At 36.5% G+C, this 18201-nt stretch carries 22 protein-coding genes; 9 read left to right on the top strand and 13 right to left on the bottom strand.

Annotated elements, in window-relative coordinates:
• Positions 1 to 30: 30 nt before the first annotated feature.
• Entirely contained in the window at positions 31 to 612 is a 582-nt protein-coding gene (locus tag H3Z82_RS13575; RefSeq protein ID WP_182206049.1) for an NUDIX hydrolase, read from the bottom strand.
• A 124-nt stretch (positions 613 to 736) separates the two neighbouring features.
• Here H3Z82_RS13575 and pyrE point away from each other — a divergent pair, with 124 nt between their 5' ends.
• Both pyrE and H3Z82_RS13565 read left to right on the top strand, forming a co-directional pair.
• Complete coding sequence (gene pyrE / locus H3Z82_RS13570; RefSeq protein ID WP_182206048.1) at positions 737 to 1381, top strand: orotate phosphoribosyltransferase; 645 nt, start codon at positions 737 to 739, stop codon at positions 1379 to 1381.
• A 122-nt stretch (positions 1382 to 1503) separates the two neighbouring features.
• Positions 1504 to 1899, top strand: coding sequence for an SRPBCC family protein (locus H3Z82_RS13565; RefSeq protein WP_182206047.1), 396 nt, complete (start codon positions 1504 to 1506; stop codon positions 1897 to 1899).
• Here H3Z82_RS13565 and H3Z82_RS13560 read toward each other — a convergent pair.
• Positions 1896 to 2627, bottom strand: a complete 732-nt coding sequence (locus tag H3Z82_RS13560; RefSeq protein WP_182206046.1) for a biotin--[acetyl-CoA-carboxylase] ligase — start codon at positions 2625 to 2627, stop codon at positions 1896 to 1898. The two genes, H3Z82_RS13565 and H3Z82_RS13560, sit on opposite strands and share 4 nt — an antisense overlap.
• Positions 2628 to 2722: 95 nt before the next feature.
• Here H3Z82_RS13560 and rsfS point away from each other — a divergent pair, with 95 nt between their 5' ends.
• The 6 genes from rsfS (at position 2723) to H3Z82_RS13530 (ending at position 7671) form a co-directional block, all read left to right on the top strand.
• Positions 2723 to 3094 carry a ribosome silencing factor gene (gene rsfS, locus H3Z82_RS13555; RefSeq protein WP_182206045.1) on the top strand — a complete coding sequence of 124 codons (372 nt, stop codon included), beginning with the start codon at positions 2723 to 2725 and terminating at the stop codon, positions 3092 to 3094.
• A 10-nt stretch (positions 3095 to 3104) separates the two neighbouring features.
• Entirely contained in the window at positions 3105 to 5138 is a 2034-nt protein-coding gene (ftsH, locus tag H3Z82_RS13550; protein ID WP_182206044.1) for an ATP-dependent zinc metalloprotease FtsH, read from the top strand.
• 108 nt (positions 5139 to 5246) lie between these two features.
• A complete protein-coding gene (locus tag H3Z82_RS13545; protein ID WP_182206043.1) occupies positions 5247 to 5852 on the top strand; it encodes an LUD domain-containing protein in 606 nt (201 codons plus the stop codon).
• An 88-nt stretch (positions 5853 to 5940) separates the two neighbouring features.
• On the top strand, positions 5941 to 6762 hold the full coding sequence (locus H3Z82_RS13540) for a phosphatidate cytidylyltransferase (protein ID WP_182206042.1): 822 nt from the start codon (positions 5941 to 5943) through the stop codon (positions 6760 to 6762).
• Positions 6752 to 7405: a phosphatidylserine decarboxylase family protein gene (locus tag H3Z82_RS13535; protein ID WP_182206041.1), complete on the top strand. Its 654-nt coding sequence runs from the start codon at positions 6752 to 6754 to the stop codon at positions 7403 to 7405. Before H3Z82_RS13540 ends, H3Z82_RS13535 begins: the two co-directional genes overlap by 11 nt.
• Positions 7402 to 7671, top strand: coding sequence for an acyl-CoA-binding protein (locus H3Z82_RS13530; protein WP_182206040.1), 270 nt, complete (start codon positions 7402 to 7404; stop codon positions 7669 to 7671). Before H3Z82_RS13535 ends, H3Z82_RS13530 begins: the two co-directional genes overlap by 4 nt.
• A gap of 659 nt (positions 7672 to 8330) precedes the next feature.
• Here H3Z82_RS13530 and H3Z82_RS13525 read toward each other — a convergent pair.
• Both H3Z82_RS13525 and H3Z82_RS13520 read right to left on the bottom strand, forming a co-directional pair.
• Positions 8331 to 9245 (bottom strand): dimethylarginine dimethylaminohydrolase family protein, encoded by a 915-nt coding sequence (locus H3Z82_RS13525; protein ID WP_182206039.1) that lies wholly within the window; start codon positions 9243 to 9245, stop codon positions 8331 to 8333.
• A gap of 64 nt (positions 9246 to 9309) precedes the next feature.
• The gene (locus tag H3Z82_RS13520) at positions 9310 to 10596 is read right to left on the bottom strand and encodes a citrate synthase (RefSeq protein WP_182206038.1); all 1287 of its coding nucleotides are present in this window, start codon (positions 10594 to 10596) and stop codon (positions 9310 to 9312) included.
• Between the two features lie 249 nt (positions 10597 to 10845).
• On the opposite strand from H3Z82_RS13520, the gene H3Z82_RS13515 reads away from it, so the two are divergent.
• The gene (locus H3Z82_RS13515) at positions 10846 to 11598 is read left to right on the top strand and encodes a DUF481 domain-containing protein (RefSeq protein WP_182206037.1); all 753 of its coding nucleotides are present in this window, start codon (positions 10846 to 10848) and stop codon (positions 11596 to 11598) included.
• A 96-nt stretch (positions 11599 to 11694) separates the two neighbouring features.
• Here H3Z82_RS13515 and eno read toward each other — a convergent pair whose 3' ends face one another.
• From eno to infA, 9 genes are all read right to left on the bottom strand, one after another.
• A complete protein-coding gene (eno, locus tag H3Z82_RS13510) occupies positions 11695 to 12990 on the bottom strand; it encodes a phosphopyruvate hydratase (RefSeq protein ID WP_182206036.1) in 1296 nt (431 codons plus the stop codon).
• A 228-nt stretch (positions 12991 to 13218) separates the two neighbouring features.
• Positions 13219 to 14322 carry a glutamine-hydrolyzing carbamoyl-phosphate synthase small subunit gene (gene carA, locus H3Z82_RS13505; RefSeq protein WP_182206035.1) on the bottom strand — a complete coding sequence of 368 codons (1104 nt, stop codon included), beginning with the start codon at positions 14320 to 14322 and terminating at the stop codon, positions 13219 to 13221.
• A 151-nt stretch (positions 14323 to 14473) separates the two neighbouring features.
• Positions 14474 to 14959, bottom strand: coding sequence for a 50S ribosomal protein L17 (rplQ, locus tag H3Z82_RS13500; protein ID WP_182206034.1), 486 nt, complete (start codon positions 14957 to 14959; stop codon positions 14474 to 14476).
• Positions 14960 to 15098: 139 nt separating this feature from the next.
• Positions 15099 to 16091, bottom strand: coding sequence for a DNA-directed RNA polymerase subunit alpha (locus H3Z82_RS13495; protein ID WP_182206033.1), 993 nt, complete (start codon positions 16089 to 16091; stop codon positions 15099 to 15101).
• A 20-nt stretch (positions 16092 to 16111) separates the two neighbouring features.
• A complete protein-coding gene (rpsD, locus tag H3Z82_RS13490) occupies positions 16112 to 16717 on the bottom strand; it encodes a 30S ribosomal protein S4 (protein ID WP_182206032.1) in 606 nt (201 codons plus the stop codon).
• 174 nt (positions 16718 to 16891) lie between these two features.
• Complete coding sequence (gene rpsK / locus H3Z82_RS13485) at positions 16892 to 17281, bottom strand: 30S ribosomal protein S11 (protein ID WP_163517566.1); 390 nt, start codon at positions 17279 to 17281, stop codon at positions 16892 to 16894.
• 105 nt (positions 17282 to 17386) lie between these two features.
• On the bottom strand, positions 17387 to 17761 hold the full coding sequence (rpsM, locus tag H3Z82_RS13480; RefSeq protein WP_182206031.1) for a 30S ribosomal protein S13: 375 nt from the start codon (positions 17759 to 17761) through the stop codon (positions 17387 to 17389).
• A gap of 2 nt (positions 17762 to 17763) precedes the next feature.
• Positions 17764 to 17880, bottom strand: a complete 117-nt coding sequence (ykgO, locus tag H3Z82_RS13475; RefSeq protein ID WP_008269159.1) for a type B 50S ribosomal protein L36 — start codon at positions 17878 to 17880, stop codon at positions 17764 to 17766.
• A 65-nt stretch (positions 17881 to 17945) separates the two neighbouring features.
• Complete coding sequence (gene infA / locus H3Z82_RS13470; RefSeq protein WP_026753784.1) at positions 17946 to 18161, bottom strand: translation initiation factor IF-1; 216 nt, start codon at positions 18159 to 18161, stop codon at positions 17946 to 17948.
• Positions 18162 to 18201 lie beyond the last annotated feature (40 nt).

Genomic DNA, 18201 nt, shown 5'->3' with positions numbered 1-18201 from the left:
TTATAGCTGACCAAGGATGCACTGGAAGAATTAAACCAGCAGTTTAATATTGGCATAAGAATTCTCCATAGCCTTCTTGATCTGTTTTGGGCTCAACCATTCAACTTTAGTAATGCCCTCGTCTTCTTGCGGCACCAATTTTCCTTTATAAGTAGAGGTCATTTCAAACCAATAGGTAATTTTAAGCTGGTATCTGCCGTTTCTTTTAAAAATATGATAGGTCGTCTCCAAAGGCTTTACAATTTTCAACCCGTTCACTTTAGTCTCTTCTTCAACCTCTCTTAACGAAGTCTCTTCTATGCTTTCCTTTCCCTCTATTTTACCTTTGGGCAAATCCCATTTATCGTTTCTGTAAATAAAAAGAATTTCACCTTTATCGTTGTACACCTTACCACCACCCGCAATAACATTCGGAAGTTTTTTAAGAAATGACTTTAACAACTTATCTTTGTTTTTACCGATAATATGTACCCCTTTTAAGTCGGTAGCATTGAGTTCTCTTATAACTTTTCCTATATTGACCGTACGCATCAAATAATTTTTGAAATGCTTTTCTTTCTCGACTTTTGTGGTCAAAATTATAGGTTTGTCATTGACAAAAACTTTATACATCTTTTCTAATAATGAAGTATTGAATTGGTAAAAATATAATAATTTGATTCACAGCAGTAAATTTGAAATAAATTTTCAGTAAATTTTTAAATTTAAAATCTATAAAATTGCTTAATTTTGCACCATGATTCTTAACAAACAAACCGCTAAAAAGACGGCAGAACTACTATTGCAGATTCACGCCATCAAATTACAACCCAACGACCCATTTACTTGGGCTTCTGGCTGGAAGTCGCCAATTTATTGTGACAACCGCATTGTGCTTTCGTACCCACCCATTCGTAATTTTGTTCGAGAAACCATGGCCAAACATATTGAACAACAATATGGCAAACCAGACGTTATTGCGGGGGTAGCCACCGGCGCAATTGGTATTGGTGTTTTGGTAGCAGAGTATTTGGGACTACCATTTGTGTACGTCAGACCTGAGCCCAAGGCTCATGGACGTCAAAATCAAATTGAGGGCAAAATTGATAAAGGCCAAAGTGTGGTGGTGGTAGAAGATTTAATCAGCACCGGAAAAAGTAGTCTAAATGCCGTAAAAGCACTCGAAGAGGCTGGCGTCAATGTTAAAGGGATGGTGGCCATTTTCTCCTACGGGTTTGAAGTAGCCAACAACAACTTTAAAGATGCTGATGTTACGCTGCAAACCCTAAGCAATTATGAATGTCTTTTGGAACAAGCGTTAGACACCAAATATATCACCACTAAAGAACAAGAGGTCTTAGTGGATTGGAATGCCAATCCAAGTCAATGGAATGCTTCTTGAATAAATTACTATAAATATTGATTAGGTGATGGTTATTAACTCAAGAAAGACTTGGTAACATCCCTATTAGAACCATAACCGTCCGCAAATTTGTTGTGAACGGAACAAAACAAGGAATAAAAATGAATTTAGAGTCACCAAAAGTAAATCTTGAAAAAAGTCCACAAGAAGTGTTTGATTTTCTTTCAGATGTCAAAAATTTTGAGCAATTAATGCCTGATAACATCAATAAATTTGAGGTTTTGGGCGATGACAAGTTTCTATTTGCATTAAAAGGAATGCCTGAGATTGTCTTAAAGAAAAAAGAAAGTATTGCACCAAATAAAATCGTTCTTGGTGCTGCAGGTGGAAAGTTGGACTTTTCATTGACTGGCGATATTGAAGAAACAGGAAACAATCAGAGCGATGTTACATTGAGCTTTAAAGGCGACTTCAATCCTATGATGGCCATGATGATTAAAGGACCTATTTCTAAATTCATCGAAACTTTGGTTACGAATATGAAGAAAGTTGTTTAGTACAACAGAACGACTTCCTTAAAACCAAAGCTTCTTATAATGTTGTCCTCGATTCTGACCAATAGGTTACCAAAATCGGATATCCCAACAATATAGCCCGAAAACACACTACCTTCAGCATCCTTAAATGTTGAAGGTTTGTTTTTTCTAAACAAATGCGATTCGTACTCTGCTTTTAAGGACTTGAAGTTTCTTGCTTTCAGATGATCAAAATAAATATCGATCTGTTTTAAGATTACACTTAACACCTCATCCAAATCATTTACTTGACCCGAAAGCAACAATAATGACGATGCTCCCGGCAGACCTTTAAATTCAGTTTGATTGACATTGAGCCCAATTCCTATTACAGATCCGGTAATCACGTTCAGCTTGATAACGTTCTCGATTAAAATTCCGGCAATTTTTTTATCATCTGACAAAATGTCGTTGGGCCATTTAACCTTTATTTTATTCACTCCCAAGTTCTTTAAAGCTGCATAGACCGCCAAAGAAACTGCCATACTGATATAGAAATGTTGACTAATATTAAGAAATGAAACATCCTTAAACACACTAAAGGTAAGGTTTTTAGCCTCTTGAGAGCTCCAAACCGTCCCCATTTGACCTCTACCATTAGTCTGCAAACGAGCTACCACGGTCAATCCATCTTCTGCCTTACCTGCCCCACTTAGACTTTTTAAGTAAGTGTTGGTAGAGTCAATGGCATCAAGTTTGATTATACGCATGTGTAAGCTTCAATAAATTATAATTTTCTTATGAGATGATAAGGCTTAAAAGAATTAAAAAAAGCAATAACTTTGCACAAATTTAAAATAAATTAATGGCGAAAGAAAATAATAACTCAGACGCACTGATTGCTACTATCTTAGAAGGTATTGAGGACGTCAAGGGAAAAGAAATAAAAATTCTCGATTTACGAGACATTGAAAATACGGTTTGTGATTATTTCATTATTTGCGAAGGAAACTCAAACACACAAGTGAATGCCATTGTGAATGCTGTTCAAAAGAAAGTCAGCAAAACACTTAAAGATCATCCTTGGCATGTTGAAGGAAGTGAGAATGCAGAATGGGTTTTAATGGATTATGTCAATGTGGTAGTTCACGTATTTCAAAAGCATATTAGACAATACTACGATATAGAAGGCCTTTGGGGCGACGCAAAAACAACCGTTATAGAAACCAGTTACTAAAAAAGAATTAATGTCAAAAGAAAATAAAAACCCAAACAAAAAACCAAAATTAAGTCCTTATTGGATCTATGGGATGGTGATTGCTGCATTTTTTGCAGTTCAGATATTCTCCGGTGGTTTTGGAGGAGAGGATGCAAAAAGCACAACGCCTGCCCAATTTTTTGAATATTTAAAAAATGGTGATGTCGCCAAAGTTGAAATCGTCAATAATAGAGAGGCAAAAGTTTATATTACCGACGCCGCTTTACAGACAGAAACCCATAGAGGCACAAGACCAAACAACATTCTGCCTACTGTATCTCCGAGTCCAAATTATAAATTTGAATTTGGTGATTTAGCACTTTTTCAAGAAGAGATCAGAAACGTTATAAAGGAAAACAACCTCAGCAATACCGAAGTCACATTTGAAACAGAGCATAATGTATGGGGAGATTTCCTTCTAGGGCTCCTACCTTTTGTTTTGATCATTGGTGTTTGGATTTTTATTATGAGACGTATGTCTGGAGGTGCCGGTGGCGGTGCAGGCGGACAGATATTCAACATCGGTAAATCCAAGGCAAAATTGTTTGATGAGAACACTGATATAAAAACATCTTTCAAAGATGTAGCAGGTTTGGAAGGCGCTAAAGAAGAAGTTCAGGAGATCGTAGACTTCTTAAAAACGCCTGAAAAATACACCTCATTAGGTGGTAAAATTCCAAAAGGAGCACTACTTGTAGGACCTCCCGGAACCGGTAAAACCCTATTAGCGAAGGCGGTAGCTGGAGAGGCCAAAGTACCTTTCTTCTCATTATCTGGGTCAGATTTTGTTGAAATGTTTGTGGGTGTTGGAGCTTCAAGAGTCCGTGACTTATTCAAACAGGCAAAGGAAAAATCACCCTCTATTATTTTTATTGATGAGATAGACGCCATTGGACGAGCCAGAGGAAAAAATGCGATGTCAGGTTCTAATGACGAGCGTGAAAACACCTTGAATCAATTATTGACTGAAATGGATGGTTTTGGCACCAATACCAACGTTATTGTTCTTGCGGCAACCAACAGAGCAGATATATTAGATAAAGCACTTATGCGTGCCGGTCGATTTGATAGACAGATTTTTGTTGACCTTCCGGATATTGTAGAGCGCAAGGAGATTTTTGAAGTGCATTTAAGACCCATTAAAAAAGGTGAAGATTTAGATATTGATTTCTTGGCAAGACAAACACCGGGGTTCTCAGGTGCGGATATTGCCAACGTATGTAACGAAGCCGCATTAATTGCAGCTCGTAAAGGTAATAAAGCGGTACATAAACAAGACTTCTTAGATGCTGTAGATAGAATTATTGGCGGACTTGAAAAGAAGAACAAGATCATTACACCTGATGAAAAACGTGCGGTTGCTTTCCACGAAGCTGGTCACGCTACCATAAGCTGGATGTTAGAACATGCTGCACCATTGGTGAAAGTAACTATAGTGCCACGAGGACGCTCTTTAGGCGCTGCTTGGTATTTACCCGAAGAGCGCTTAATTGTAAGAACAGAGCAAATGTTGGATGAAATGTGTGCAGCCCTCGGTGGTCGCGCCGCTGAACAGGTCATTTTTGGGAAGATATCAACTGGAGCTTTAAGTGATTTGGAGAAGGTGACAAAACAAGCACGTGCCATGGTTACCGTTTATGGACTGAGCGAAAAAGTTGGAAATTTAACTTACTATGACTCTTCTGGACAGTCAGAATACGGATTTACTAAACCATACAGTGAGCAAACGGCAGAGTTGATTGACAAGGAAATCTCTGCAATCATTGAAACGCAGTATTTACGTGCCATCAAAATATTGGAAGAAAACAAAGATAAATTGACTGAGTTAGCGGAGGAATTACTTGAAAAAGAAGTGATTTTTAAAGATAACCTTGAACGTATCTTTGGTACACGTCCATTTGCGAAGGAGGACATTCTTGATCGTGAGAATAAAGCCAAAGAATCTACTCCAGATATTGAGAGCGTTGAAACACCTTCAGAAGACGTTAAAGAGGATGTTAAAAAAGACGAACCACTACTTTAAAAACCCTTTTCAAATTCATATAAAAAACTTAAATTAATCCTATGTTACTTTAAGTTTTTTTATATTTGAGCTAATCATTAGTGAAATCAGGTTAATAGCAACCCATACATGAGTCTATTTCGTAAAATTTTCGGCCTAAAGAACACGCCAGAAGATCACATAAAAAGCGAAGAGAGAGGCAAGTACATGCCTGAAATCAAGCTGCCTATAGACGAAAAATTCACCATAAATTTTAAGGCCAATGGGGGCAAGTTTCTGTATTGTGAAAATATGGAAGAGATCTATAAAACCTTTCATAATATTCTCAAAGAAAATAGCTGGGAAGACAAGCAGGTTTTTTTATTAGATTCACGACTCAAAGACTTATTTAAGGATTTTGATCTCAAGACCACAAGAAACTCCTCTGAAAGTGATTATTTCTTATCTACGTGCGAATATCTCATTGCTGACGATGGCTCACTACTGATTTCATCCAATCAAATTGCAGAGAAACAATTGCGGGACTTACCTGCAAATTTTGTAATCTATGCCACCACAAGTCAGTTTGTTGAGAATATAGGCGAAGGTCTGAGAGGTATCAAAAACAAGAATAAGGACAAGATTCCGACCAATATTACTACGATCAAACATTTTAAAGCCATAGAAGATAAAAACTTTCTTAGTTATGGAAGTAGCTCAAAAAACCTATATTTGTTGCTATTAGAAGATCTATAATGCAACCTTTCATTTTATCATTCTACCTATGTTCATAAATTCATTATACATGTCTCATCTGTTATTTAAATCCCATTAAAGCGTACAGATGAACGAACTTAGCACAAGAGCCGTTTCTGGCGCCATCTATATTTCATTGCTTATTCTTTCCATTTATTGGCAATATATGCTGGTGGTTCTTTTTTTCGCCTTCGGACTAATCTGTATGGCAGAATTTAAAAAACTCATCCAATTAGAAAGCAAAGCGCCTTACGTTGTTTTTACGGTATTATATTTAGCGTTTAGTATTTGGGCGGTCATTCCTGAAACCGATTTAGGTTTTAACGAAACCATAAAAATACTCCATGTTCTTACCATCTTTGTGCAACTTTTTTTGATTAAGGACTTATTTTCTGAGAAAAAAATCCCTCTGTTTGAGTCCAAACGCTATTTACTAACCACATTTTATCTTACCAGTGCATTTATCTTTTTAATATTAATTGCCAATAATGATAAAGAGTTTACACCATTGCTACTATTAGGTGCATTTATCTTAATTTGGATGAACGATACTGGAGCTTATATTATTGGTAAGAATTTTGGGAAACAAAAACTATTTCCGAGTGTGTCTCCAAAGAAAACGGTTGAAGGATTTATGGGCGGCTTGTTTTTTGCCTGTGTGGCTAGTTATTTTATTGCTACATTTACAGGTACCTTAGATTTTACACACTGGCTCATCTTGGGAATTATTGCAAGTGTTTTTGGAACCTTGGGAGATTTGATAGAGTCCAAGTTCAAAAGACAGGCCGGTGTTAAGGACAGTGGCGTAATCATGCCAGGACATGGCGGTTTGTTAGACCGGTTGGATAGTATTATTTTTGCCGCTCCATTTTTATATTTATTTTTAAGATTGTTCCCTTATGTTACATAAAGAAGGCCATAAAATAGTAATGATCTCTATCGCAGTTGTTGTGATAGCCATCATGAGTATTGATTACTTTGTCTCGATATACTGGCTCAGAACGACGTTAATGCTCGTGGTCATCGGGTTTTTCCTGATTATTCTTCAGTTTTTCAGAAATCCAAAGCGTATTGGACAGCTTCATGATCATCATGCCTTATCACCAGTGGATGGAAAGGTTGTTGTTATTGAAGAGGTATTTGAAAAAGAATATTTTAAAGATAAACGCATTCAAGTATCGGTGTTTATGTCACCCATTAACGTACACGTTACGCGCTACCCTATTGGAGGAAAAGTGGTATTCAGTAAATACCATCCAGGAAAATTTTTGGTGGCTTGGCATCCAAAAGCCAGTGAGGAAAACGAGCGTACCACTGTGGTGGTTGAAAATGATTTTTTTGGCAAGGTGTTATACCGTCAAATTGCTGGTGCATTAGCAAAACGTATTGTTAATTATGCACATGTAGATGACGAGATTCAACAAGGAGCCGACTCTGGATTTATAAAATTTGGGTCGCGAGTAGATTTATTTTTACCTTTGGATGCTGATATTAAAGTTACCCTTAACCAAAAAGTTAAAGGTGGCATGAGTGTAATTGCAGAAACAAAATGACTTCAGAAGACCAGTTAGATATTGAATTTAATGAGGCTGTAGAGCGGATCAACAACTACACAGAACCATTTCCTGCTGATCTATTGCTTCGACTTTATGCCTACTATAAAAAGGCCACCAATAACTATAAAAGTCCTAAAAGTAAAAAACCGATCATTACAGCTTTTAAGACCAATGCACTTTTTCAGGTGAAAAATGTGACGCCTGACGAAGCAAAACGGATTTATATTGATTTGGTCAATCATTATTTCCTGTACGGAAAATAGACTGATTACTTTCTAAACTATTTCATATAGGAATTGTTTAACGTATTTTATTCATTATATTGTTGCGATGATTTATGATAAATTAATTCATGATTCCATTCTTCACATTTCGATAACAAAAAGACACCAAAATAGTCAATCTAAGCGATAACGTCATGGCATCTAATACAAAAATTATACGGAAGGATTATATCCTCATATTAATCCTTGTTGCCCTGCGCTTTTTGAGCAGTAAAAATGTGATACCTAATTTTTCTTATTTGCTAATTGCAATAATAGTATCTTTTTATTTTTTTCCAATTAAACTATTTATAGACAAAAGTCTTTTTGATGAAGCCAAAAGTAAAAAGATCATAAAAGTTCTTTCTTATTTTATTATTAGCAGCATTATTGTTATTTCTGCATTATTGTTTTATGTAGACGACCGCAACAACTTTATAGGCTATACATTCCTTGTTTATTCGCTATTGAACACCATCCTGTTCTTCTATTTTTATTTTACTGAAAACATAAGCTATTACTTTATTTTAACTTTATGTGTTTCATTTCTCGTTTCAATCCCAATAATGACCTAGTTAAGATAGGTGTAGAAATAAAAAATCGGGAACATTATTATCCATCTGTAATGTTCCCGTTTTTCTTAAGTTAGTTTTGATTTATCAATCCCTAATCAAAGGCATCGTACTGCATCGCAGCAAGCCTTCCTGCTTTGCTATTTCAGCATAAGGCACCTCTTCTACAGTAAAGCCATTTACCCGAAGCCAGTCGTTCAAACGGGTAAAATTTCGTTCGGAAATGACCACATCTTCAGAAATGGAGAAAACGTTACTGTACATATTATACATGTCGTCACGAGTAATATGGAATAAATTATCTTTTCCAAACAAATTTACCAAGTACCTATAATCGTTTTCTTCTCTAAAGCCACCTTTGTAAATTATCCCCTTATTTTTTCCTACAGGTTGAAAACAACAATCCAAGTGCAGTGCATTCTCTCTGGGATCAGTTTTTGATTTGACCAAATCAAATTCTTTTACAATTTTGCCGGGAAACAATTCTTTTATAAAATTAACACCTTGCATGTTGGTTCGGGCAGTAATACAATCACTATAATCGCTCCCTTTGTAGGTCCCCACAAAGATATGGTCGTTCCAGAGCATCACATCGCCACCTTCAACATGAGCCTCTTCAGGAGGGCTCACCACCTTAGCTGGATCAATCTGATCAATGACATGATGAATGGCATCCAATTCCTTTTCCCTATCCGGAAGAATATTAGCTTTAACAAAGGTATCCTCGATCACAAAAGCAATATCTCTGGAAAAAATCTGATTGAGATCTTCAAATACTTCAGGACGGAAAACTGTTACCTCATATTTTTCAAAAACTTTGGCTACAGCTTCCATTTCACGCACCATATCGGCTTCAAGAGGATAAGTACCAGCTTTTATATGTTCTAAGGATTTTGGATCATAGGCGTCTTCTGCTTTAGGTGTTGGACCATTATTAATGGCGGTACCCAAAACAACAGCCCTTAACCTAGAGGTTTCATTTTTAATATTCAGTTTTAGCATATTGCAAAATATAAAAAAAGCTTCATTTGAAAAAATGAAGCTTTATGGCATTAATCTATTTATTTTAACGCTTATCTATGTTTTTAAATGATCTTAAGGTTTCACCAACGTATATCTGTCTAGGTCTTCCAATTGGTTCTTTGTTCAAACGCATTTCTCTCCATTGCGCAATCCAACCTGGAAGACGGCCTAAAGCGAACATTACCGTAAACATGTCGGTTGGGATGCCCATGGCTCTGTATATGATTCCAGAATAGAAATCGACATTAGGATAAAGCTTACGATCTACAAAATAAGGATCTTTTAGAGCTTCGTTTTCCAAGGCTTTTGCGATCTCTAATATTTTATCCTCTACGCCCAAATCGTTCAATACTTCGTCAGCCGCTTTTTTAATGATTTTAGCTCTTGGATCAAAGTTTTTATAAACGCGATGTCCAAAGCCCATCAAACGGAACGGATCTTCTCTATCTTTGGCTTTCGCCATATATTTGTCAGTATCGCCGCCATCAGTATTAATAGCCTCCAACATTTCCAAAACTGCTTGGTTGGCTCCGCCATGAAGCGGGCCCCAAAGTGCAGAAATTCCAGTAGAAAGCGATGCGAATAAACCTACATGTGATGAACCAGCAATTCTTACCGTAGAGGTAGAACAGTTCTGCTCATGATCAGCATGAAGAATTAGCAATTTATCCAGTGCGTTTAGAATTATAGGATTGATATGGTAGTCCTCATTTGGTTGTTTGAACATCATTTTAAGAATGTTCTCCACATATCCCAAGTTTTTATCGCCATAATCTAAAGGCAAGCCATTCTTTTTACGGAAGGTCCATGCTACCAAAACAGGGAATTTACCCAATATTTTTACGATAGCCTTGTACATATCCTCTTCAGAATCAACATTCACTGAAGATGGATTAAATGCAGTTAGAGCACTGGTAAGTGAAGCAATAACGCCCATTGGATGAGCAGACTTAGGAAATGCATCAACTATTTTACGAATATCTTCGTCAACAACAGATTGTGCCTTGATGTCGGAATGGAACTTATCCAATTGTGATTGGGTAGGTAATTCACCAAAAATTAAAAGAAAAGCCACTTCAAGAAAATCTGCCTTTTCAGCCAATTCTTCAATAGAATAACCACGATATCTTAAAATTCCTTTTTCACCATCCAAAAATGTGATGGCACTTTCACAGGAACCTGTATTTTTATACCCTTGATCAAGTGTTATAACACTATCCGTGGTACTTCTTAAATTGCTGATATCAATGGCAACCTCTTTTTCGGTGCCAACAATTAACGGAAATTCGTACTTTTTTCCTTGTATTTCTATTGTAGCTTTATCTGACATAGGGATTTATAAATTTTATTTAAGTTTTTATTTGATGGATGTCACGAAATTACGAAATAAATGACGATATATAAAGCAACTTAACAAGCATTTTAACAATCTTAATATTTATAAAAACTATGCAAAACATTGATTATGTTGGCCTGTCTTAATTTGGTTTTATAAATTTGTCCCTAAAGAAAACACCTCATTATTCGCACTGTTTTCCAATGTAAATTGAAATTATTATTAAAAAAAATAGAGGTTTTTATGAAACTAATTAATTGTTTGTTCTTTTTATTGATATACGGCTATTCCGAAGCACAGGTAATCAATGTAGAAACCCTAAGAAAAAAGACGGATTCTGCCAAATGGACGGGGTCTGTGAGTTTGGATGCAAGCCTCATCAAAAATAAGAACAACATCTTTAAAATTGCAACCAAAGCAGATCTTCAATATAATAACAAGAAGGAGTTATGGCTTTTTGTCAATGATTTAAAGTTTGAGAAGGCAGCAGGCGAATCTTTCGTTAATAAAGGCACCCAACATTTGCGCTATAACCATACAATTACTGAAAAAGTTAAGATGGAAGGCTTTGTCCAAGCACAATACGATGCGATTTCGGAAATTGATTTTAGGGGATTAATTGGAATTGGACCACGATTCAAGTTAAGTACCAATGACGATTATCGGTTTTATTTAGGAACTTTAATTATGTATGAATATGAAAAGGCCTCGGAAATTGCGATGGATAGAATAGAAAAAGACATCCGTGGAAGTGCCTATCTATCCTTTAGCCTCTTCCCCACCGAAACGATCGGTATTATCAGCACCAGTTATTACCAGCCCCGAGTAGATAGGTTTAAGGATTACAGATTATCAAGCACTACCAGTGTGCTTTTCAAGATATGGGAGGATCTTGCCTTTAAAACCACATTCATTTACAACTTTGATGCCTACCCTGTGGTCACAATTCCAAAGTCTCAGTACGAACTGACCAACGGACTTTTATATACGTTTTAAAGCCTGATTGTAATATTACACAATAAGCTAAGGTATTGAACAGAAAACCCAAACGAATTAACGTTTGGGTTTTTAAATAACTAATTTATTTTCAGCTTATTTATTAACTTTAAATGCACTTTCCTTTGGGAAATAGGCCACATTCTCAAGTTCTTCTTCAATACGCAATAATTGATTGTACTTTGACATACGATCACTACGTGATGCAGAACCAGTTTTGATTTGTCCACAATTTAAAGCCACTGCCAAATCTGCAATGGTATGATCTTCTGTCTCTCCTGATCTGTGCGACATTACAGACGTATAGCCAGCATTATGAGCCATATTTACGGCAGCGATAGTTTCGGTCAAGGTTCCGATTTGGTTAACCTTAATAAGAATTGAATTGGCAATCCCGTTCTTAATTCCCTTTGACAAACGTTCAACGTTGGTTACGAATAAATCGTCGCCAACCAATTGCACTTTTTCACCTATTTTTTCGGTCAAATATTCCCAGCCGTCCCAGTCGTTTTCATCCATGCCATCTTCAATAGAGATGATTGGATATTTAGAAGCCAGCTCTGCCAAATAATCTGCTTGTTCCGTACTTGTTCTTACCTTTCCAGAGTCACCTTCATATTTGCTATAATCATACTTACCATCTACATAAAATTCTGCGGCAGCGCAATCTAAGGCAATCATTACGTCGTCACCTAAGCTGTAACCCGCTTTTTCAACAGCAGTTTTAATGGTATCCAAAGCATCTTCTGTACCGCCTGCCAAATTTGGTGCAAAACCACCCTCATCTCCTACTGCAGTACTTAGGCCTCTGCCATGAAGCACGTCTTTAAGGTTGTGGAAAATCTCCGTACCCATTTGCATAGCTTCGGTAAAATTATTTGCTTTAACTGGGATGATCATAAACTCCTGGAATGCGATAGGCGCATCAGAGTGCGATCCACCATTGATAATGTTCATCATTGGCAACGGCAATGTGTTGGCTGAAACACCACCCACATATCTGTACAATGGCATACCCAACTCACCGGCTGCGGCTTTGGCAACCGCCAATGAAACACCTAAAATAGCATTGGCCCCCAATTTTGATTTATTGGTGGTGCCATCCAAATCAATCATCATCTGGTCTATTTTATTCTGTTCAAAGACTGAAGTTCCTAAAAGTTCCTCAGCTATATGTGCATTGACATTTTCAACTGCCTTAAGCACACCCTTGCCCATATAAGCCTTTCCGCCATCTCTTAGCTCTACTGCTTCGTGTTCGCCTGTAGATGCTCCGGAAGGCACCGCAGCGCGTCCCATGATGCCATTTTCGGTAACGACATCTACTTCAACGGTTGGATTACCTCGTGAATCAAAAATTTGTCTTGCATGAATGTTGATGATGATACTCATTGTTATATGTTTTATTGTTATTATTCTTTGTTATTGTCAATTTTCTATTGATGACATCTGAGCCATACCTGTAAGATTTTTTAAACCTGACCGGTTTGGTCAATGTAAATTTACGAAATAGTTCGCCCAAACTTCCGCTTAGCCATTAGAATTACATATAAAAGCAGCGATATTGATTGCGTTATAAGAAAACCTCAAAAAAGCTGATGGTTTTTTGAGGTTTTAATACTATTTGTTTTTGATATTTTCTATGAATTGATCAAACAGGTAGTTTGCATCATTGGGTCCAGGACTTGCTTCTGGATGATATTGCACAGAGAACACGTTCTTAGATTTCATCCGGAGGCCTGCAACAGTATTATCGTTCAGATGCACGTGCGTGATTTCAATATCGGGATGATTTTCGGTTTCTTCTCTATTGATGGCAAAACCATGATTTTGAGAAGTGATCTCTCCTTTGCCCGTAATGAGATTTTTTACCGGATGGTTGATACCTCTATGGCCATTATTCATTTTATAAGTGGAAATGCCATTGGCCAAAGCAATAATTTGATGCCCAAGACAGATACCAAAAAGAGGTCTATTCTGTTTCATGATCTCTTGGGTCAGAGTGATTGCACTATCTAATGGTTCTGGATCTCCGGGGCCGTTGGATATGAAAAATCCGTCAGGATTGAAAGCATCCATCTGCTCAAACGTGGCATAGTAAGGAAATACTTTAATGTAGACATCCTTTTTGGCCAAGTTTCGAAGGATATTCCTTTTAATCCCTAAATCGAGCGCCGCAATACGGTAGGTTGCGTTTTCGTTACCTACAAAATATGCCTCCTTGGTACTGACTTTTGACGCCAATTCAAGGCCTTCCATTTCAGGAACCTCGGCCAACTTCTTCTTTAAGTTTTCAATTTGGTCAACCTCAGTGGAAATAACGGCATTCATTGCACCATGATCTCTAATATAACTCACCAACGCACGGGTGTCTACATCAGAAATGGTAAATAGATTATCCTGCTCCAAAAATTCCTCCAAAGAAGCATTAGCAGCTGGCCTTGAATAATTAAAGCTAAAATTCTTACATATCAATCCCGCAATTTGAATGGCATCAGATTCGATTTCCTCCTTATGGGTACCATAGTTTCCTAAATGCACTGTGGTAGCCACCATCAGCTGACCAAAATAAGAGGGGTCTGTAATAACCTCCTGATAACCTGTGGCGCCAGTATTAAAGCAAATTTCCCCATAGGCTGAACCTTTCTTTCCAATTGATTTACCGTGGAAAATAGTACCATCTGACAGAAGAATGATGGCTTTGTGTTTTTTAGTATATTTCAAAATAAAAAATATTACTTGTTTAGTTGTTCAGTTGTATAGACCTACAAGATTTTAAGAACCTTATAGGACGTTTTAAAAACCTTGCAAAATTGCAAAAAAAAAGGATAAACTAAAATGTTTACCCTTTTTATATTTATAAATGCATACCCATTTATTCTTCTTCATTGCTAGCTTTATCTGCAACAGCTGGTGCAGCAGGTGTAGCAGGTGCATCAGATTTTTTAGATCGACCTCTACGGGTTGATTTTCTCTTAGGTTGTTTATCGGCATTATAGATCTCGTTGAAATCTACTAATTCAATCATTGCCATATCAGCATTATCACCTAAACGATTCCCTAATTTAATGATACGTGTGTATCCTCCCGGTCTATCGCCAACTTTTGGTGCAACATCTCTGAATAACTCAGCAACCGCTTCCTTTTGTCTAATTCTACTGTACACAATACGTCTGTTATGTGTGGTGTCTTCTTTAGACTTAGTAATCATTGGCTCAACAAATTGCTTTAAAGCTTTTGCTTTTGCAACTGTAGTGTTGATACGTTTGTGTTCTATTAAAGAACACGCCATATTTGCCAACATTGCATTTCTGTGTGCGGTTTTACGACCTAAATGGTTTCCTTTTTTTCCGTGTCTCATGACATTTGTTTATAACCTCCATCTTGCTTCAACCCACTTTGAGGAGCAAAACTATGAAGTGATTAATTGATTTTTGATTTGCGATGTACGATTTACGATTTCTTAATTCCGAAATCGCAAATCGTAGATCTAAAATTGTTTAGTCTTTATCTAATTTGTACTTGCTTAAATCCATTCCGAAGTTCAAACCTTTTCCACCTACAAGTTCTTCTAATTCTGTCAAGGATTTCTTTCCGAAGTTTCTAAATTTCATCAAGTCATTTTTATTGTAGGATACTAAATCGCCCAAAGTATCTACTTCTGCAGCTTTTAAACAGTTAAGAGCACGTACTGAAAGGTCCAAATCAACCAATTTGGTTTTCAATAGTTGTCTCATATGAAGTGATTCTTCATCATAAGTTTCTGTTTGTGCAATTTCATCAGCTTCTAAAGTAATACGCTCATCAGAGAATAACATGAAGTGATGGATTAATATCTTAGCAGCTTCAGTCAACGCATCCTTAGGATTGATTGATCCGTCCGTAATGATTTCGAAAATTAGTTTTTCGTAATCTGTTTTTTGCTCAACACGGAAGTTCTCAACCGCATATTTCACATTATTTATTGGTGTGAAGATTGAATCTGTAAATATAGTACCGATTGGTGCAGATGCTTTTTTATTTTCTTCTGCAGGAACGTAACCTCTACCTTTTTCAATAGTCAACTCCATATTGATGCTTACTTTAGCATCTAAATTACAGATTACCAAATCCTTGTTCAACACCTGAAATCCTGAGATGAATTTCTGAAAATCGCCAGCAGTAATTTGATCTTGTCCTGAGATAGAAATTGTAACGGTTTCGTTATCAACTTCATCAATTTGACGCTTAAAGTTAATTTGTTTTAAGTTCAAAATTATTTCAGTAACATCCTCAACTATGCCTGCAATTGTAGAAAATTCGTGATCAACACCTTCAATTCTCACAGATGTAATAGCAAAGCCTTCCAAAGAAGACAACAAAACTCTTCTTAAAGCATTACCTACTGTTAATCCATAGCCTGGTTCTAAAGGTCTAAATTCAAACTTCCCTTCAAAAGGAGTTGAATCAATCATAATGACTTTGTCGGGCTTTTGAAAATTTAATATTGCCATAGTGCGTTTTGTATCAGTTATTATTTAGAGTATAATTCGACGATAAATTGCTCGTTGATATTTTCTGGAATTTGAACTCTTTCAGGAATTGAAACATAAGTTCCTTGTTTAGTTTCACTGTTCCAGGTCATCCACTCATACACGTTGTTTGAATTAGACAATGCATTTTGAATGACTTCAAGAGATTTTGATTTCTCTCTTACGGCAATGACGTCACCAACATTTAGTTGGTAAGAAGGAATATTCACAATTTCACCATTAACGGTAATATGTCTGTGAGAAACTAATTGGCGCGCACCACTACGTGAAGGCGACAATCCCAATCGGTAAACCACGTTATCCAAACGAGATTCACACAATTGTAGCAATACTTCACCAGTAATACCTCGTGCAGCAGTTGCTTTTTTAAACATGTTTCTGAATTGCTTTTCTAAAATACCATAGGTATATTTAGCTTTTTGCTTTTCCATTAATTGGAGCGCATATTCAGATTTTTTTCCACGACGCTTGTTAGCACCATGTTGACCTGGAGGATAGTTTCTTTTCTCAAAAGCTTTATCATCTCCGTAAATAGCTTCACCGAATTTTCGGGCTATTTTAGTTTTAGGACCAGTATATCTTGCCATTTCTTAAATTAAATTTTGGAAGTGCTTATGAATTAAGGTCTTAATCTATCCTTCGATAAACAGTAATCTCCCGTTGATACTTGATTATTATTTTTTTCAGTCTGCAAATTTACATATAAAAAACTAATATCAATCACTTTATGTGATTGATATTTAGTCTATATACCGTATAAATTATACACGTCTACGTTTTGGAGGTCTACATCCGTTATGTGGCAATGGTGTAACATCAATAATTTCTGTTACTTCAATACCTGCATTATGGATAGAACGGATAGCAGATTCTCTTCCGTTGCCAGGTCCTTTAACATATACCTTTACTTTCTTTAGTCCGGCTTCTCTTGCTACGGCTGCAGCATCTTCAGCGGCTACTTGAGCTGCATAAGGTGTGTTCTTTTTTGAACCTCTAAAGCCCATCTTCCCAGCTGATGACCAAGAAACGACATCACCTTTTTTGTTTGTCAAAGAGATAATGATGTTGTTGAATGAAGCAGCGATATGCGCCTCTCCATTGGCTTCAACAATAACTTTACGTTTTTTAACTTTTGTACTTGACTTTGCCATAATTTTTAGTTTATAGTTGTTAGCTTTTAGTTGTTAGAATCCTAGACTTTTACATTTCAGACAGATTCATCTAACGTCTCATTACTAATGACTAATGTCTTGTTATTATTTCGTTACTTTTTTCTTGTTAGCAACAGTTTTTCTTCTTCCTTTTCTCGTTCTAGAGTTGTTTTTAGTTCGCTGACCTCTTAACGGAAGTCCAACTCTATGACGGATTCCTCTGTAGCATCCAATATCCATTAATCGCTTAATGTTGATTTGGATTTCGGAACGCAATTCACCTTCAATAGTAAAAGCGCCTACTGCTTCACGAATGTTACTGATTTCATCATCTGTCCAATCTTGAACTTTTGTGTTTTCGTCAACCTTAGCTTGGGCTAAGATATCTTTCGCTCTGCTTGCACCTATTCCGTAGATGTAGGTTAAAGAGACCGCTCCTCTTTTTTGTTTTGGTATGTCAACACCTGCAATTCTTGCCATATCTATCCTTGTCTTTGTTTGAATCTAGGATTCTTTTTGTTAATAACGTAAAGTCTTCCTTTTCGACGCACCAATTTACAATCGGCACTTCTTTTTTTAACTGATGCTCTTACTTTCATAGTTGTTAAATGTTCGCGATTCTTAATTCAAGCTTTAAACTCTAAATCCTGAATTTCGAACCATTTTAATATCTGTATGTTATACGAGCCTTTGTTAAATCATAAGGGCTCATTTCCAATTTTACTTTGTCTCCTGGTAACAATTTTATGTAGTGCATACGCATTTTACCAGAAATATGCGCAGTTACTATATGTCCATTTTCTAATTCTACACGGAACATAGCATTTGATAATGCTTCAATTATTGATCCGTCTTGTTCTATTGCTGCTTGTTTTGCCATTGTTTATGTATTGATTACTTGTTATTGATTATAGCTATTG

Source organism: Gelidibacter maritimus (genome assembly GCF_014062315.1).
Taxonomy (GTDB): Bacteria; Bacteroidota; Bacteroidia; order Flavobacteriales; family Flavobacteriaceae; genus Gelidibacter; species Gelidibacter maritimus.
Note: the sequence above shows the minus strand (reverse complement) of the source record. Positions and strands in the feature narration are given on the sequence as shown.

Excerpts from the sequence above, each read along its gene's own strand:
- ftsH (WP_182206044.1), top strand. The coding sequence starts at position 3,105 with ATGTCAAAAGAAAATAAAAACCCAAACAAAAAACCAAAATTAAGTCCT.
- ykgO (WP_008269159.1), bottom strand. The coding sequence starts at position 17,880 with ATGAAAGTAAGAGCATCAGTTAAAAAAAGAAGTGCCGATTGTAAATTG.
- H3Z82_RS13535 (WP_182206041.1), top strand. The coding sequence starts at position 6,752 with ATGTTACATAAAGAAGGCCATAAAATAGTAATGATCTCTATCGCAGTT.
- H3Z82_RS13565 (WP_182206047.1), top strand. The coding sequence starts at position 1,504 with ATGAATTTAGAGTCACCAAAAGTAAATCTTGAAAAAAGTCCACAAGAA.
- rpsM (WP_182206031.1), bottom strand. The coding sequence starts at position 17,761 with ATGGCAAGAATTGCAGGTGTTGACATACCAAAACAAAAAAGAGGAGCG.
- pyrE (WP_182206048.1), top strand. The coding sequence starts at position 737 with ATGATTCTTAACAAACAAACCGCTAAAAAGACGGCAGAACTACTATTG.
- H3Z82_RS13495 (WP_182206033.1), bottom strand. The coding sequence starts at position 16,091 with ATGGCAATATTAAATTTTCAAAAGCCCGACAAAGTCATTATGATTGAT.
- H3Z82_RS13575 (WP_182206049.1), bottom strand. The coding sequence starts at position 612 with ATGTATAAAGTTTTTGTCAATGACAAACCTATAATTTTGACCACAAAA.
- H3Z82_RS13560 (WP_182206046.1), bottom strand. The coding sequence starts at position 2,627 with ATGCGTATAATCAAACTTGATGCCATTGACTCTACCAACACTTACTTA.
- rplQ (WP_182206034.1), bottom strand. The coding sequence starts at position 14,959 with ATGAGACACGGAAAAAAAGGAAACCATTTAGGTCGTAAAACCGCACAC.
- H3Z82_RS13520 (WP_182206038.1), bottom strand. The coding sequence starts at position 10,596 with ATGTCAGATAAAGCTACAATAGAAATACAAGGAAAAAAGTACGAATTT.
- eno (WP_182206036.1), bottom strand. The coding sequence starts at position 12,990 with ATGAGTATCATCATCAACATTCATGCAAGACAAATTTTTGATTCACGA.
- rpsK (WP_163517566.1), bottom strand. The coding sequence starts at position 17,281 with ATGGCAAAGTCAAGTACAAAAGTTAAAAAACGTAAAGTTATTGTTGAA.
- H3Z82_RS13540 (WP_182206042.1), top strand. The coding sequence starts at position 5,941 with ATGAACGAACTTAGCACAAGAGCCGTTTCTGGCGCCATCTATATTTCA.
- H3Z82_RS13545 (WP_182206043.1), top strand. The coding sequence starts at position 5,247 with ATGAGTCTATTTCGTAAAATTTTCGGCCTAAAGAACACGCCAGAAGAT.
- infA (WP_026753784.1), bottom strand. The coding sequence starts at position 18,161 with ATGGCAAAACAAGCAGCAATAGAACAAGACGGATCAATAATTGAAGCA.
- rsfS (WP_182206045.1), top strand. The coding sequence starts at position 2,723 with ATGGCGAAAGAAAATAATAACTCAGACGCACTGATTGCTACTATCTTA.
- H3Z82_RS13530 (WP_182206040.1), top strand. The coding sequence starts at position 7,402 with ATGACTTCAGAAGACCAGTTAGATATTGAATTTAATGAGGCTGTAGAG.
- H3Z82_RS13515 (WP_182206037.1), top strand. The coding sequence starts at position 10,846 with ATGAAACTAATTAATTGTTTGTTCTTTTTATTGATATACGGCTATTCC.
- H3Z82_RS13525 (WP_182206039.1), bottom strand. The coding sequence starts at position 9,245 with ATGCTAAAACTGAATATTAAAAATGAAACCTCTAGGTTAAGGGCTGTT.
- rpsD (WP_182206032.1), bottom strand. The coding sequence starts at position 16,717 with ATGGCAAGATATACTGGTCCTAAAACTAAAATAGCCCGAAAATTCGGT.